This is a genomic window from Porphyromonas sp. COT-108 OH2963 (assembly GCF_000768895.1).
Classification (GTDB): Bacteria; Bacteroidota; Bacteroidia; order Bacteroidales; family Porphyromonadaceae; genus Porphyromonas_A; species Porphyromonas_A canoris.
In genome coordinates, this window is record NZ_JRAP01000008.1 from 229606 (window position 1) to 245475 (window position 15870).

Genomic DNA, 15870 nt, shown 5'->3' on the forward strand with positions numbered 1-15870 from the left:
TCCCGAAAGCATATCTAAAAACCGGATTATAGCTATTCGGAACTGTTTCTTAACCGCTTCAAAAGGAGGTCTAAACCTGTTCAGAGTCAGAGATCAGAGCTTGTTCTCTGCAAATCAAGAGTCGATTTGCACCATTCGCATCTCGATTCGCACGCCTCAAGCCCTGATTTGCACCTCCGAACCTGAATAATGGGAGATACGAACGTGTTTAGAGGAAAAAGCGAAGCCGTTCAGAGCATTTACCGGTTCACTCTTGAAAAGGAAAAGAGCTTCCATCCTGTTCCCGTAGACAAAAAAGAAAAGAGTAAAATATGCCGTCTACCATAAATGGAAAGCACTCTCATCGGGGATTAAACTTGGAATCCTCCCCTATTTTTCGTATCTTTATATTGTACACATACGAAAGAAAGATGAATATATTAAAGAAATTACTTGGAACCCTTTTGGTCATCGGACTGTTTGTCCTTGTGTTTACAATAGCAAAAGGAATTATCGTCATTTCCAGCGCACTTCTAAAATTTGCCCTAATGATCATTCTCGGCATCTTTGCCATCTCGATCCTGATAGGGCTTTGGCGTAGCGGCACTAAGAAAAACCAATAACAACAAAAAGCATTGATACTCCGGTATCGATGCTTTTTTATAACGAGGCATTTACCTGCCATTTACTTCCGGGCTGTTCTGCGTGCAAATCTGCAAAAGATCGCTCCCAATCGGGAACATTCAGTTTGGTTTTTGAGACCGTTTCGGCATTGAGTTTCCGGCTCGAAAAGGGTAGTTTGATAGTATCACTTCATCCGAAATAAGCAGCGGAGACACCAATAGAGTATTAAGAATCCTGTCGTTACGCATCAAGTCAAGGATGCTATTTAATCTAAAAATAAGGGGAGGAAAATGTTAATTCCCCTATTTTTTCTTGCAAGTTAAAACAAAAAGGTCTACATTGCATCAGGCATCGGATTAAGGTTGGTATTCAGACCTTCTCCAAAAAGTGTATAAAAACGATTGAATACGCTTTAGAGGCGTTTTCTTATTTAACCCAAAACTATTCACACACGATTATAAAGGGTGTGTGAGCGTGATTGAAATCTGATATACGTTTAACATAAAAACTGTCATATTATGCCTGATCGAAAGAGTAAAATGGATGAGCAATGCCATTTGTACGGCAAAATACGTAAAATCTGTGAACAGAAAGTCAATGAGCCGGAGTGGCGCGTTCCTCTTAGTTTTGATATTCTAAAAAAGTTGGTTCTGAACAAAAAGAGTGAAGAGAATTTGTCCAGAGCGGAGCTGTTGATAGCAAAAGGATATTTTGAAGGAGATGGCGAACAGACACCGAATTGTCCCCTAAGCGCATACTTTACTTTGGAGAATGTTCTCAAGACTCTGAAGTTTTTAGATCAAAAAGAAAATAAGCCGAGTTCCTCTCTTATTCCCATCAAGGGGATTAGCCGTGTGATGCAAGCAAAGTTGAGGGATAAGCTCAATGTGTATGATATTGCCACCCTTTTGGTTAGAGGTCGCTCTCATGAAAAGAGAGTTTCCATGGCATCGAGACTTGGAGTGGATCTCAAACTTGTTACCAGCTGGATAAAGCAGGCAGATCTATGGAGAGTGGAAGGTATGACGACAGACATGGCGTATCTTCTGGTCCAAGCGGGAGTACGTAATGTGGAAGATTTGGCGAAGGTAGATGCAGAAAAAGCCTACCCGATTCTCACCAATATCAATGCCTCTCAAGTAGATTTCTCCCTCGTGGAAAAAGAGGAGCTTGAGAAAATGATTGCCAATGCGGCAATGTTATTGAAATATTCTCCAAGTCTGGCTTCATTCTGTATATCAAAAAGGAAAGAGTTTGAAGAAGGTATAAAAGAGACTCCTCATAGCAACATATCCGGAAAGATTGCTTCTCTTCGTCCGGAAGTAACTGAGATATTACGCTCCCATAGAGCGAAGATAAATTCTTGGGAGAATATAAGCTCTCTTCTCATTGGAGTTCCCGCTCAGATAGAGGCAGATGGAGTGCCTCCGGTGTACTTGTTCAAGGATGATTTTTCTTCTGAAGATGATGCGAGTGCAGAGCTCGAATCTATATACGAGATTATAAATGAGGTGTTGGGTTTTCTGGACAATGTCGAATACACCTTGCCTTTACCTCGGACAGCAAGCGGTACCGTGTTTATAAAAAAGGCGGACGAACCGGATGAAAATAAGAGATGTCTGCCGGGGGTATTGGTCGAGATAGATGGTATTGTAAGTCCGGACCAAGATAAGACAGAAGTCAATAAAAAACCTCGATGCTATACAGACGGCAATGGTAGGTTTATAATATCAATGCCCGACCGGTATAGCCTCAAGGAGGCTATCACGATAACCATTTCCGATGGAAATAAAAAGCAGAAGTTTTTGACAACGGCATCGGATTTTATCGATTCTGTTCCGGAACAGCAGATACTCAAAGAGTTTCTTGCTGTCGATGCCATCGGAGACAGTGCAGACAGCTTATCCGAGAGGATCCGATTCCTGGAGAGAAAGAAGGCAAGCATCGAAGCAAAAATAAGTAATCCGGAAACAACCGATAGAGCCAAGCGGATATTGGAGGAAGCTCTGCAGAAGATAAACGAGACTTTAGAAGGCAAAGGAGAGACTAAAGGGCTGAAGAGTGAACGAGAGGAGTTGAGCCGGAAGTATAGTGAAAAGAAACAGGAGTTGTTGGGACGCTTTGGCACAAGCGACCTAAAGAACACTTTCGACCGGTTTATGGCATCTGCTTCCAAACTGAATGCTCAGCTGACTGCCACCTCCATAGGAGAAGAGCAGGTCAAGAGTGACGGATTCACTGTTATTCAAGAGATATTTGAAAACAGACGTATGGATATGCCTCGAGCGTTACCAAGCGTCAAGCTGATGGGTGAAGGTGGAAACGTTATAAAGCTACCTACGGACACAGCTCCGTCAAGGATATTTACTTATAGGATGCTACAGCGCCTGAAAGAGCCCGATATATTCCCCATACCTAAAGGTGCCGGCAAGAACGCGCGAGTAACACTGAACAGACCTGTAGATGTAGAGGCATTTAAGGAACAGATGTACAAGGATCCTCATAACTATCCACAAATGTCCACGCTCGGCATGGGTTATACACTCAATATGCATCAAGCATGGGTACCGGATGGATTTGCTCTTGGTACTCTTTTGTACTCTTTGATCCTTGCTCCGGGAGAGGAACAACGCATCATTGTACGAGAGAATAAACAGAGATACAGTATTACAGATGTAGCAGAGGGAGCGGATGCAACACGCTCACGCTATGCTCTTTCTCAAGAGGACGATACTTCCGCAATTTTTAATCAGGCGATTGACCAGATGTCCAGATCCAATTCTAATTACAGCTATAGTACTTGGACGAACAGCTTTGGTGGAGGCGGTGGTATCGCCGGAGGTTTTGCTCCTTATGTCAGTGCAACTTTAGGACTATCCGGAGGTTTCTCAAAAACGAAAGGTCGAAGCTCTCTCTCTTCAAGCCAATCTAACTTTTACAGAGAAGCATCAGCCGCAGCCAATAGTTTTCAACACAATATCAAGAGTGCCTCAGCAAGGTTGTCTCAGTCGAAGCGTATAAGTATCACTACCGCGACGAACGATGTCTCCGATTCTGTTGCAACCAAGATCGTGGCGAACCACAACCATTCTCATGCAATGACTATCCAATATTGGGAGGTTATGCGTCGCTACCGTTTGGAAACATGTATTGATAGCGTCGACTTGGTGCTATTTGTTCCTCTTAAATTGATCAGATTCCTGCCTTCAGGAGAAAGTTTGATTTATCCGGCAGGCAGTATCGAAAGTTTTAATAGCGCAGCTTTCGCGAGGCGTTATGCCACAGTATTGAAGTATGCAAACTCTCTGAAATACTACTTACCTTATAAGCATTGGGCAGGAGTAAACCTCATTCAGAAATATGCAGCCTTACCACAATGGACAATGGAAAAAACAGGTGGTCAACCATCTCACTTTTCATTCTCAATACAAGGTATATTCCTTTCATGTGATGATATTAAGGCTTATCTTGTTCTGAAGAATGGCAAGGGAACAGTCGCCGGAACGGTGAGTTATGAAAGAGTCCGGTTAGGAAGCGAATATGAAACAAGCAATGACCTGAAACGGGCGATAAGGGATATCAGAAATTCAAACACTTCTAATGGAAAATACCCAAAGAAAAGGGCGATACTTTCCTTTAATCTCCCCATTGGAGTTATTGATGAAGATATCTCACATGTAACTATCCGCTACTCTTGCGAACCTCTGCATTATACATTGTATAAGAATCCTAAAGCAAAGGCAGCTTCCGGCGTCTACGCAGATGAGGAATATAAGAGTATGATGGACAAATATTGGGACTCGATGAAGGATACCGACAATACTTCGGATGATCTTAGAAAAATTGAGTACTACAGAAATGTCTTGCCTGAGGCATACATATCTCCCAATGTGTGGATATCATCAAGAGAAATGAATAGTCTCGGCTATCCGGAAATTGAGCTGATCGACAAACCGGTGAAATTCCAACTTGTACTATCCAACTCATCATTAGAAGGAGATGTTTATGTGGGCGTTTCGACAAGTTCCCATACGTTGCGTCGTACTGAGTTTCAACAGATGGAAGCCTTACTGCAATATCTGGCATCGGAAACTCTACGTTACTCTCAAATAGTTTGGAGGGGTCTTTCTGATGACGAAAGAGCAATGATGTTGGAACAGTACACCATAAAGATGGACTTTGAAGAGGCTATCGTGAATGCGAATGTTCAAACGGAAGAAGAGGATATAAGAAATTCCAATAGAAACAATGTCAACATTCCACTGCTCAACTGTGTTAATGTTAAAAAGCTTCTTGGATTCTATGGCAACTGTATGCTATTGCCGTTTACATATCCTCAAAGCTTGGCAAAACTACTGGGCTGTACTGCCGCAGAAATGCAGGATGCAATATGCCGATACCATAGCAACAACTTCCGTGCACCAACAACTACAATATCTCTACCGACAAGTGGCATGATAGGTGAAGCGGTGTTAGGAGAAACAAATGTGAGCGAAAAGATTGACCTTACTCGTTTCTGGAACTGGCAAGACTCTCCAATTGATAAGATGGAGATTGATCATAAAGGTCTTAACTCTACAGATTGCTTGGCAGGTAAAACGACAAAGGGTATAACTCCTCTCAACTTACAAGAGGCATCCGCTGCAACTCCGGTTACGACAGCAGATCTACTAACTGCTTTGGTAAACAAAAAGCCTCCAATCTTTGACAATATAACCGGCTTAGACCAACTCAAGGAGATACTTAATGAGGGTACCAAGAGTGCATCTTCCGGTCGAGACAGGGCGATAGAATCTTCTGAAAAAATGGCAAAGGCTGCCTTACAATTTTTCTCCGCCAATAAGATAGATGACGAGGAAAAGAAGGAGGGAGATAACAATAAGAAGGAAACTCCGAAAAACGGAGGGACTGAAAAGAAATAAGAAGGAGCTATAAACAATTTGATTGTCTGTCTGTAAGTAATCAGGGAGAGTGAATTCTATAAGCAGTTGTCAAACCAAAATCTCAAAAAAGATTGATATGTCAGAAAATATAGATATACAAGCATTAGTGGCGAAGTTGTTGGAACACGAAGTTTCGCCGGAAGTATTGGAAATAAAAAAGATGATACTTCGCAGAATAGCTTCGGAAAGCGATATAAAACCTTCTCGCATTCCTGCACCTATGAATATTACCCAAGTTGGCGGGTATGTTAATCTGCTCATGCAGCTTAACGAGCAAGAGATGCTTCGGCAGACTCTGGCTTCTATACTCGGACTACCAATGCAGACGCCGAAAGAGTGAAACTTGCAAATACGGACGATAGTCTGCTATGGTTTATATCTCTTTTCAAACTTTGAGTTTGATCGTGGTATAGATTGTGGGAGGCTGTGGCGTATAGGAGGTCTTTGAATGATATGCAATGTGAACAGTAATTTGGTATACTTTCATCGGGTAGTTGCATCAATGCGGTTTCTGTAATTGATCGCTATCATGTCTATCCTTAAATAGAAGCACAAGGCTTGAAGCCGATCTGAAATTGATGAAAGTAGTACCTTATTGTAAACTTTTGAATCCGAACTTTGTAGTAATTGTATCAAAAGCAACAATTTGTTTTTGGTCAATGAGGCTTAGTAAAAGATAAGATTGTTTCTTTGGGGTATTATGAGTAGTCGAAAGTAGGAGAGGTGGAGATAGCCTTGGATCAGAGGCGAACGTTCGGGATTGATGAGATTACAACAGTTTGTAGTCTTGAGGGATGAGTTTATCTGTGTTCTATTTGTGATCTTGATCTACTATTAGAATTTTTCTAACAAGGGTTGAGAAGAAAATATTCAGACTACCAGTGGACGGAAGTAATAGTACGGTTGATACGAAAGAGACAAGTTGCTTCAGATAGCATTGATCAAAGGTAGTATCAGGGTGCCGTATGCGAGATTAGGAGTGGTTTGGAGAACTGCCTTTGGAAGTTCAAAAAACCACTCCTTCCTTTTTGGCATTAGGCCTCCTAAGTTGTGTGAGAATGTGCTAACAAGAGGGAGAATAAAGAAGTCCCGCCATACAGCTGTATGGCGGGACTTTCCGTGAAATAATATTTATGCTAAATAAAGTTAGTCTTCCGGCATAATCACCGGTCCTGCAAGAGTAGCGACTTTATGGGCTTCCAACTCCTCTTTAGAACCAACTATAAGTTTGTCGTACATACGGAAACCGGTACCGGCAGGTATCAAGTGTCCACAGATAACGTTCTCTTTGAGAGCCTCCAAATAGTCTACCTTGCCTTGGATTGCAGCATCATTGAGGACCTTAGGTGTCTCTTGGAATGATGCGGCAGACATAAAGCTATTGGTTTGAAGCGCAGCACGAGTAATTCCTTGCAATACTTGATTTGCCGTAGCAGGTTGAGCATCTCTTACTTGAACAAGTCGCAAGTCTCTTCGCTTCAATGAACTGTTCTCGTCTCTCAGTCTGCGAACGGTGATGATCTGCCCGGGACTGTAAATTTCCGAGTCTCCCGCATCTACCACAACCTTCTTGCCCCATATGCGATCATTCTCTTCCTGAACCTCTATACGGTCTACGAGTTGTTGTTCCAAGAATCGTGTGTCTCCCGGCTCAACGATCTCAACCTTACGCATCATTTGACGCACAATAACTTCAAAGTGCTTATCGTTGATCTTTACCCCTTGTTGGCGATAGACATGCTGGATACCATTAACAATGTAGTCCTGCACAGCATTTGGGCCTTGTATGGCAAGAATATCTGCAGGAGTTATCGCACCATCAGAGAGAGGTGTTCCTGCACGGACATACTCTTTCTCTTGAATAAGCAGTTGCTTTGACAATGGCACCTGATACTTTCTCTCTTCTCCAAGCTTGGAAGTAACAGTTACCTCCCGATGACCTCGACGAATCTTACCTAAAGATACTTCTCCATCAATTTCGGAAACAACCGCAGGATTATTCGGATTACGTGCTTCAAACAGCTCGGTTACACGAGGAAGACCTCCCGTGATGTCCCCTCCGGAGTTGCTTGTACGAGGAATCTTTACAAGGATATCTCCCAGATTTACTCGTTCACCTTCTTTCTTGCTAAAACGAGCACCTACCGGAAGGTTGTAAGTACGATCTATATTGCCATCCTTATCCAAAATACGGAATTCCGGTGAAAGATTCTTATCCTTAGATTCAATGATGACGTTGTCTGTGTGTCCGACCTCCACGTTAGAGTCATGCTCTACTTTGAAAGTAACATTCTCAACAATGCCATTGTATGCAAGTGTACCCGCAGCTTCGGATATAATAACGGTATTGAATGGATCAAACTCGTAAAGGACAGCATCCTTCTGTATCTTATCCCCAATGTTGAAGAACAAACGTGCTCCATAAGGGATATGGTTATTGACAAGAACCATTCGAGTATTTGGATCAATAAGACGCAATTCGGCAAGACGGCTCACCACTATTTTGGTAATACTTCCGTCTTCTTCTACGAAATCCACTGTACGAAGCTCATCAATCTCCAAAATACCATCATACTTGGCTTTGTAAGAGTTCTGTTGTGTAGCATTGGATGCAATACCTCCGGCGTGGAAAGTACGAAGTGTAAGCTGTGTACCCGGCTCACCAATGGATTGAGCCGCAATAACGCCGACAACCTCTCCGATCTGGACCATAGTACCAACGGCAAGATTTCGACCATAGCACTTTGCACAGACACCTTTCTTGGACTCACAAGTAAGAACAGAACGGATCTCTACACTCTTAATAGGAGAATCTTGTATCCGTTGTGCAGCATCTTCTGTAATCTCTTCTCCGGCATAAACGAGAGTCTCTCCCGTATTAGGATGGATTATATCATGAACTGAAACACGACCAAGAATACGTTCATAAAGAGAAGAAACAACAATATCGTTCTCTTTTATTTCCGAAATCTCCAAGCCACGAAGTGTTTCACAATCATCTTCTGTCACAATAACATCTTGGGAAACATCCACAAGACGACGAGTAAGGTAACCGGCATCGGCTGTCTTAAGAGCCGTATCGGAAAGACCTTTACGAGCACCGTGAGTAGAGATAAAATACTCAAGAACAGATAGCCCTTCCTTAAAGTTAGAAAGAATAGGGTTCTCCATAGTCGGGGCTGCATCCGCACCACTCTTCTGCGGTTTAGCCATAAGACCACGAATACCTGAAAGCTGATTGATCTGACTCTTAGAACCACGCGCTCCGGAGTCCATCATCATAAAGATCGGATTAAATCCTTCGTTATCCTGGCTGAGCTGTTTCATCAAGATATTGGACAGTCTTGTATTGATATGTGTCCAAGCATCTATGATCTGGTTGTATCTTTCGTTATTGGTGATAAAACCCATACTATAATTGGCAGTAATGGCATTTATCTCCTCATATCCCTCTTGAATAAGCTGCTCTTTCTCCTGTGGGATAAGAACATCTGAAAGGTTGAATGAAAGACCTGCCTTAAATGCCATATTATAACCGAGATCCTTTATGTGGTCAAGGAAGTGTGCCGTTGCTGCAACACCTCTCTTCTTTATGACATAACCAATAATATCTCGAAGAGCATTCTTTCCAAGAAGGGCATTGACATAGCCTATCTTTTCGGGGACACATTCGTTGAATAAAAGTCGTCCAACGGAAGTTTCAACCATGTGTGAAATTTCGTTGCCACTTTCATCCAAATCGTCTACCACGACTTTAATCGGTGCATGGATACCAACCTTTCCTTCGTTATAAGCAATGAAAGCTTCTTCCGGTCCATAAAATACAAGACCTGCACCCTTGCTGTTCTTACGGATCTTGGTGATGTAATAAAGTCCAAGTACCATATCTTGTGATGGTACGGTAATAGGCGCTCCATTTGCAGGGTTAAGGATATTGTGAGAAGCCAGCATAAGGATCTGTGCTTCCAAGATAGCCTCATTGGACAAAGGAAGGTGAACAGCCATCTGGTCCCCGTCAAAGTCGGCATTAAATGCCGTACAAGCAAGAGGGTGCAGCTGAATAGCTTTTCCTTCTATAAGCTTAGGTTGGAAGGCCTGAATACCGAGACGGTGAAGTGTAGGAGCACGGTTGAGAAGAACAGGGTGTCCTTTGATCACGTGTTCCAAAATATCCCAAACGACCGGCTCTTTACGATCCACAATCTTTTTAGCACTCTTAACGGTCTTAACAATGCCACGCTCTATCAACTTACGTATGATAAATGGCTTGTAAAGCTCTGCTGCCATGTATTTTGGCAAACCACACTCGTGCATCTTAAGCTCAGGACCAACCACAATAACGGAACGTGCAGAATAATCGACACGCTTACCAAGCAGGTTCTGACGGAAACGTCCTTGCTTTCCCTTTAGAGAGTCTGTTAGAGACTTCAATGGACGATTGCTTTCGCTCTTGACTGCGCTTGACTTACGAGAGTTATCAAAAAGGCTATCCACTGCTTCCTGAAGCATCCGCTTCTCATTACGAAGGATTACCTGAGGAGCTCTCTGCTCAAGAAGTCTTTTAAGACGATTGTTACGTATGATAACTCTACGATACAACTCGTTCAGGTCAGATGTTGCAAAGCGACCACCATCAAGAGGCACCAAAGGTCTCAATTCCGGTGGAATCACAGGAACAACCTTTAGAACCATCCATTCGGGACGATTTTGTCCTTGACTTGCTCTGAAACTTTCCACTACTTGAAGACGCTTCAAAGCATCTTTCTTTCGTTGCTGAGAAGAGTCCTTAGACGCTCTGTCTCTAAGTTCGTAAGAGAGTTTGTCAAGATCGACACGTGCAAGTAGGTCATAGATAGCTTCTGCTCCTATTTTTGCTATAAATTTATTGGGATCACTATCATCCAAATATTGGTTCTCTTTGGGCAGAGAAGCCAAAATTTCCAGGTATTCATCCTCTGTCAGCAGGTCATTAACCTCTACAGACTCTACAATACCCGGCTGAATAACAGCATATTTTTCGTAGTAAATTACAGACTCCAGCTTCTTGGCAGGAATGCCGAGAAGATATGATATCTTGTTAGGATTTGAACGGAAATACCAAATATGAACAACAGGGACTTCCAGAGAGATATGTCCCATACGCTCACGGCGAACCTTCTTTTCTGTAACCTCTACACCACAGCGATCACAAACAATTCCTTTGTAACGAATACGCTTGTACTTTCCGCAATGACACTCATAATCCTTAACAGGACCAAAGGTGCGCTCACAGAAAAGGCCATCTCGTTCCGGCTTATACGTTCTATAATTTATTGTTTCGGGTTTTAGGACCTCTCCACTTGAGTTTTCAAGAATCTCTTCCGGTGAGGCAATACCAATTGTTATCTTGGTAAAATTACTCCTTATCTTATTGTCTCTTTTAAAAGCCATGTGTAAATGCGTATGTGAAGTTCGATTCTTTTTAATCCAATGTAAAACTCAAGCCAAGACCTTTGAGTTCATGCAACAATACATTCAAAGATTCCGGGATACCCGGTGTAGGCATTGGAGTTCCTTTGACAATAGCTTCATAGGCTTTAGAACGGCCTACCACATCATCACTCTTTATGGTCAAGATTTCTTGCAAGATGTGTGCTGCGCCATAAGCTTCAAGAGCCCAAACCTCCATTTCTCCGAAACGCTGACCACCAAACTGAGCCTTACCTCCAAGAGGTTGTTGAGTTATCAAAGAGTATGGACCGATAGAACGTGCGTGCATCTTATCATCAACCATGTGTCCCAACTTCAAGAAGTAGGTTACTCCGACTGTTGCCGGCTGGTCAAAATATTCTCCGGTTCCTCCGTCTCTCAAGCGTGTTGCTCCATAACGAGGCAGAGAAGCTTTATCTGTCCAATAGTCCAAATCTTCTAACTTGGCGCCATCAAAGATAGGGGTGGCAAACTTAGTATCAAGAGTTTTTCCTGCCCAACCAAGCACTGCTTCAAAGATCTGTCCAAGGTTCATACGGGAAGGTACACCAAGCGGATTCAAACACAAATCAACAGCAGTACCATCATCCATAAACGGCATATCTTCATAACGAACAATCTTAGAAACAATACCCTTGTTACCGTGACGTCCTGCCATCTTATCTCCAACCTGAATCTTTCTCTTCTTCGCAATATACACCTTAGCTATTTGAACGATACCATTAGGTAGCTCGTCTCCAATAGTCAGATCATATTTGCGTCGGCGAAGTTCGGATTCCTGCTCCTTAACCTTACGTAAATAGTTCTGAACTAAAGCACGGATAAGGTCATTGGTATGCTCATCATTGGTCCAACCATTAAGTTGTACTTCGTCATACTGTATCTGAGAAAGAACGATAGGAGTAAATTTTGTTCCTTTAGATACGACCTCAGCACCGTGATAATTCATCACTCCGGCTGAAACCTTATCTTGAATAATCTTAATGAGCTTTTGTATTGCAACCTCCTTGAGGTCTTCACATACTCTCTCAAACTCCTTATCCATTTCTTTTAAGACATCACGTGTCGCCGCTTTATCCTTTCTCGTCATCATAGCACGAGAGAATAGACAGGTTTGGATAACGGTTCCGGAGAGAGATGGTGTAGCTTTAAGAGAAGCATCCTTAACGTCTCCGGCTTTATCCCCAAAGATTGCATGAAGAAGTTTTTCTTCCGGAGTTGGGTCCGATTCTCCCTTTGGAGTGATCTTTCCGACCAAAATATCTCCCGGTGTTACATGGGCTCCTATTCGGATAATGCCTCGTTCGTCAAGATCCTTTGTAGCATCTTCGGAAACATTCGGGATATCAGAAGTCAACTCTTCCAATCCTCGTTTTGTCTCACGCACTTCCAAGATATACTCATCAACATGAACAGATGTAAATATATCTTCACGAACAAGACGCTCATTCAATACAATAGCATCCTCATAGTTGTACCCCTTCCAAGGCATATATGCAACAAGCACATTGCGTCCCAAAGCAATTTCACCTTGTTGGGTAGAGTATCCTTCTGTGAGGATATCTCCTTTCTTAACCTTCTGTCCTTTTCGGCAGATAGGACGAAGGTCTATAGTTGTACTTTGGTTCGTTTTACGGAACTTCGGTAGCCTATATTCTGTAATAGGATCATCAAACGAAACAAAGGCTTCATCTTCTGTTCTATCATAGCGTATCTTTATTACGGTAGCATCTACATATTCGATAACACCATCACGCTCTGCAACAACTTGCGAACGAGAGTCTCTTACCAACTGGCTTTCGATACCCGTACCCACAATAGGAGCATCCGGCTGAATAAGAGGTACAGCCTGACGCATCATGTTAGAACCCATCAAAGCACGGTTAGCATCGTCATGTTCCAAGAAAGGAATAAGAGATGCAGCAATAGATGCAATCTGAGTGGGAGATACGTCCATAAGGTCAACTTTATCAGGAGATACAACGGGGAAGTCTGACGCATAACGAGACTTTACCATTGGATTGATAAACTTGCCATCTTCGTTCAGTGGAGCATTACCTTGAGCCACTGTCTTGTCCTCTTCTGCTTCTGCAGTAAAATACTCAATGCCCTCCGGAGAGAAATCTACCTTTCCGTTTACAACCTTTCTGTAAGGAGTGGAAATAAATCCAAGTTCATTGATTTTAGCATATACACACAGAGAAGAGATAAGACCAATGTTTGGCCCTTCCGGTGTCTCAATAGGACAGAGGCGACCATAGTGTGTGTAGTGAACGTCTCGAACCTCAAATCCGGCTCTATCACGGCTAAGACCTCCGGGACCTAAAGCAGACAATCTTCTCTTGTGAGTAATCTCGGCAAGAGGATTGGTTTGGTCCATAAACTGAGACAGTGCGTTTGTTCCGAAGAATGAGTTAACAACTGAAGAGATTGTCTTTGCGTTGATAAGGTCTATAGGAGTAAAGACTTCATTATCTCTCACGTTCATACGCTCTCTTACAGTGCGAGCCATTCTTGCAAGACCAACACCAAACTGGTTGTACAGCTGTTCTCCCACTGTACGGACACGACGATTAGACAAGTGGTCTATATCGTCTATTGTCTGTTTGTTATTCTTGAGTTCGACCAAGTATCGGATAATAGCAATAATATCCTCTTTGGTCAATATCTTGACATCCGGATCTATATCCAGATTGAGTTTCTTATTTATTCTGTAACGACCAACGTCTCCAAGGTCATACCTTTTTTCAGAGAAGAAAAGGTTGGTAATCACCTCACGAGCAGAAGCTTCGTCCACAGGATCTTGATTACGCAACTGCTTATAGATATGATCTATAGCTTCTTTCTCGGAGTTAGATTGGTCTTTTTGGAATGTATTGGAAATGATTGAGAAGTCCAATCCTCCTTCATCCTCCTTATGAAGAAGAATAGATGATACTCCGGAATCCAAAACATGTTGCATATTGTCCTCCGTCAACTCTTGTTCACGATCCAGAATGACCTCATATCTCTCCAGAGAAACGACTTCACCTGTTTCAGAATCAACAAAGTCCTCTAACCATGTCTTCAAAAGACGTGCTGCAACTTTTCTCCCAAGATATTTTTTGAGATTAGTCTTAGTAACCTTAACCTCTTCTGCCATTCCAAAAATGTCCAGAATAGCCTTATCCGTTTCAAAACCAATAGCTCTTAGTAGAGTGGTTACGGGTAATTTCTTTTTACGGTCAATGTATGCATACATCACGTTAGAAATATCCGTAGCAAACTCTATCCAGGATCCTTTGAAAGGAATAATCCTTGCCGAATAGAGTTTGGTGCGGTTGGCATGCATACTTTCACTGAAGAAAACACCCGGAGAGCGGTGCATCTGGGAAACGACAACACGTTCTGCTCCGTTTATTATGAATGTACCACTATTTGTCATATAGGGTATGGCACCCAAATAGACATCCTGAGTCACTGTATCAAAATCCTCATGATCCGGATCTGTACAGTAAAGTTTCATCTTAGCCTTGAGAGGAACATTATAAGTAAGACCACGTGTGATACACTCATCTATTGTGTATCTCGGAGGATCTATATAATAGTCCAAAAATTCAAGTACAAAGTTATTTCTGGTATCATGTATAGGGAAGTTTTCAGCAAACACCTTATACAAGCCCTCCTTTTTTCTCTTCTCCGGAGGAGTATCTAATTGCAAGAAGTCCTTAAACGACTTCAGCTGAACATCCAAGAAGTCCGGAAAAGGAAATGGATTTTTTATGGATGCAAAATTGACTCTTTGCGTACGATTTTGTTTGGACATATGAAGCAAATAAGGTAAAAAAGGAAATAAGACACGAAAAGGTTAAGAACCCACTTTGCAGTGGGATCTTAACCATATCCTGTTAAAAACAGGGCTTACAAGCGTAGATTATTTAATTTCTACTTCAGCACCTGCTTCTTCTAGAGCTTTCTTAAGAGCCTCAGCAGTAGCTTTATCTACACCTTCCTTAACAGTAGAAGGAGCTCCATCTACGATGTCTTTTGCTTCCTTAAGACCAAGGCCGCATTGTTCCTTAACAGCCTTAACCACTTGAAGCTTAGCTGCGCCTGCAGACTTAAGAACAATATCAAAAGATGTCTTTTCTTCTACAGCTTCAGCTGCACCAGCAGCAGGACCAGCAGCAACAGCAACAGCAGCTGCAGCAGGCTCAATGCCGTATTCTTCTTTAAGGATAGTAGCGAGTTCGCTAACTTCTTTAACCGTTAGGTTCACTAGTTGTTCAGCAATAGCTTTGATATCTGCCATTTCAGTATAATTTTTTAGTTGTATTTGACTTGATTATTATTTTTTTTGGAGAGTTTCAAGCACTCCATGAATAGTATTTCCTCCAGACTGAAGTGAAGAAAGAACGTTCTTGATAGGAGATTCAAGAAGAGCTACTACATCAGCGATAAGCTCTTCACGACTCTTAATTGTTTCAAGAGTAGAAAGCTGATTTGCGCCAATATAAATACCCTCTTGAGCATAAGCAGACTTCAATTGAGGTTTGCCTTCGCCCTTAGAGCCCTTAGTAAAATCCTTTATAAGCTTTGCAGGAGCGTTAGCATTCTCAGAGAACATCACAGCTGTGCTTCCCTTTAGAGTAGCGAACAAAGGAGCATAAAGCTCTTCATTCACTTCACTAAGAGCACGCATCAAAAGCTTGTTCTTAGCAACAACAAGCTTGATATTTCTCTTAAAACACTCTCTTCTGAGTTCGCTTGTTTTCTTTGCGTCCAGTGCTTCAACGTCTGTCAGATAAAAATGAGGATATGCCTCTATTGCCTCTTTCAGAGAGGCTACAACTGTTACTTTATCTTCCTTTCTCAT

General features: G+C 42.3%; 7 protein-coding genes. 3 read left to right on the forward strand and 4 right to left on the reverse strand.

Going from position 1 to position 15870, the window contains the following annotated elements:
* Positions 1–410 precede the first annotated feature (410 nt).
* The 3 genes from HQ39_RS04680 (at position 411) to HQ39_RS04690 (ending at position 5886) form a co-directional block, all read left to right on the forward strand.
* Positions 411–602, forward strand: a complete 192-nt coding sequence (locus tag HQ39_RS04680) for a hypothetical protein (protein WP_036791333.1) — start codon at positions 411–413, stop codon at positions 600–602.
* Positions 603–1121: 519 nt separating this feature from the next.
* The gene (locus HQ39_RS04685) at positions 1122–5525 is read left to right on the forward strand and encodes a DUF4332 domain-containing protein (protein ID WP_036864548.1); all 4404 of its coding nucleotides are present in this window, start codon (positions 1122–1124) and stop codon (positions 5523–5525) included.
* Between the two features lie 97 nt (positions 5526–5622).
* The gene (locus HQ39_RS04690) at positions 5623–5886 is read left to right on the forward strand and encodes a hypothetical protein (protein WP_052079447.1); all 264 of its coding nucleotides are present in this window, start codon (positions 5623–5625) and stop codon (positions 5884–5886) included.
* Between the two features lie 806 nt (positions 5887–6692).
* On the opposite strand, the gene rpoC is transcribed toward HQ39_RS04690, so the two are convergent.
* The 4 genes from rpoC to rplJ form a co-directional block, all read right to left on the reverse strand.
* A complete protein-coding gene (gene rpoC, locus HQ39_RS04695) occupies positions 6693–10976 on the reverse strand; it encodes a DNA-directed RNA polymerase subunit beta' (RefSeq protein WP_036848019.1) in 4284 nt (1427 codons plus the stop codon).
* Between the two features lie 31 nt (positions 10977–11007).
* The gene (gene rpoB, locus HQ39_RS04700; RefSeq protein ID WP_036864162.1) at positions 11008–14820 is read right to left on the reverse strand and encodes a DNA-directed RNA polymerase subunit beta; all 3813 of its coding nucleotides are present in this window, start codon (positions 14818–14820) and stop codon (positions 11008–11010) included.
* A 108-nt stretch (positions 14821–14928) separates the two neighbouring features.
* Positions 14929–15306, reverse strand: a complete 378-nt coding sequence (gene rplL / locus HQ39_RS04705; RefSeq protein WP_036791325.1) for a 50S ribosomal protein L7/L12 — start codon at positions 15304–15306, stop codon at positions 14929–14931.
* A gap of 36 nt (positions 15307–15342) precedes the next feature.
* Complete coding sequence (gene rplJ / locus HQ39_RS04710; RefSeq protein WP_036791322.1) at positions 15343–15870, reverse strand: 50S ribosomal protein L10; 528 nt, start codon at positions 15868–15870, stop codon at positions 15343–15345.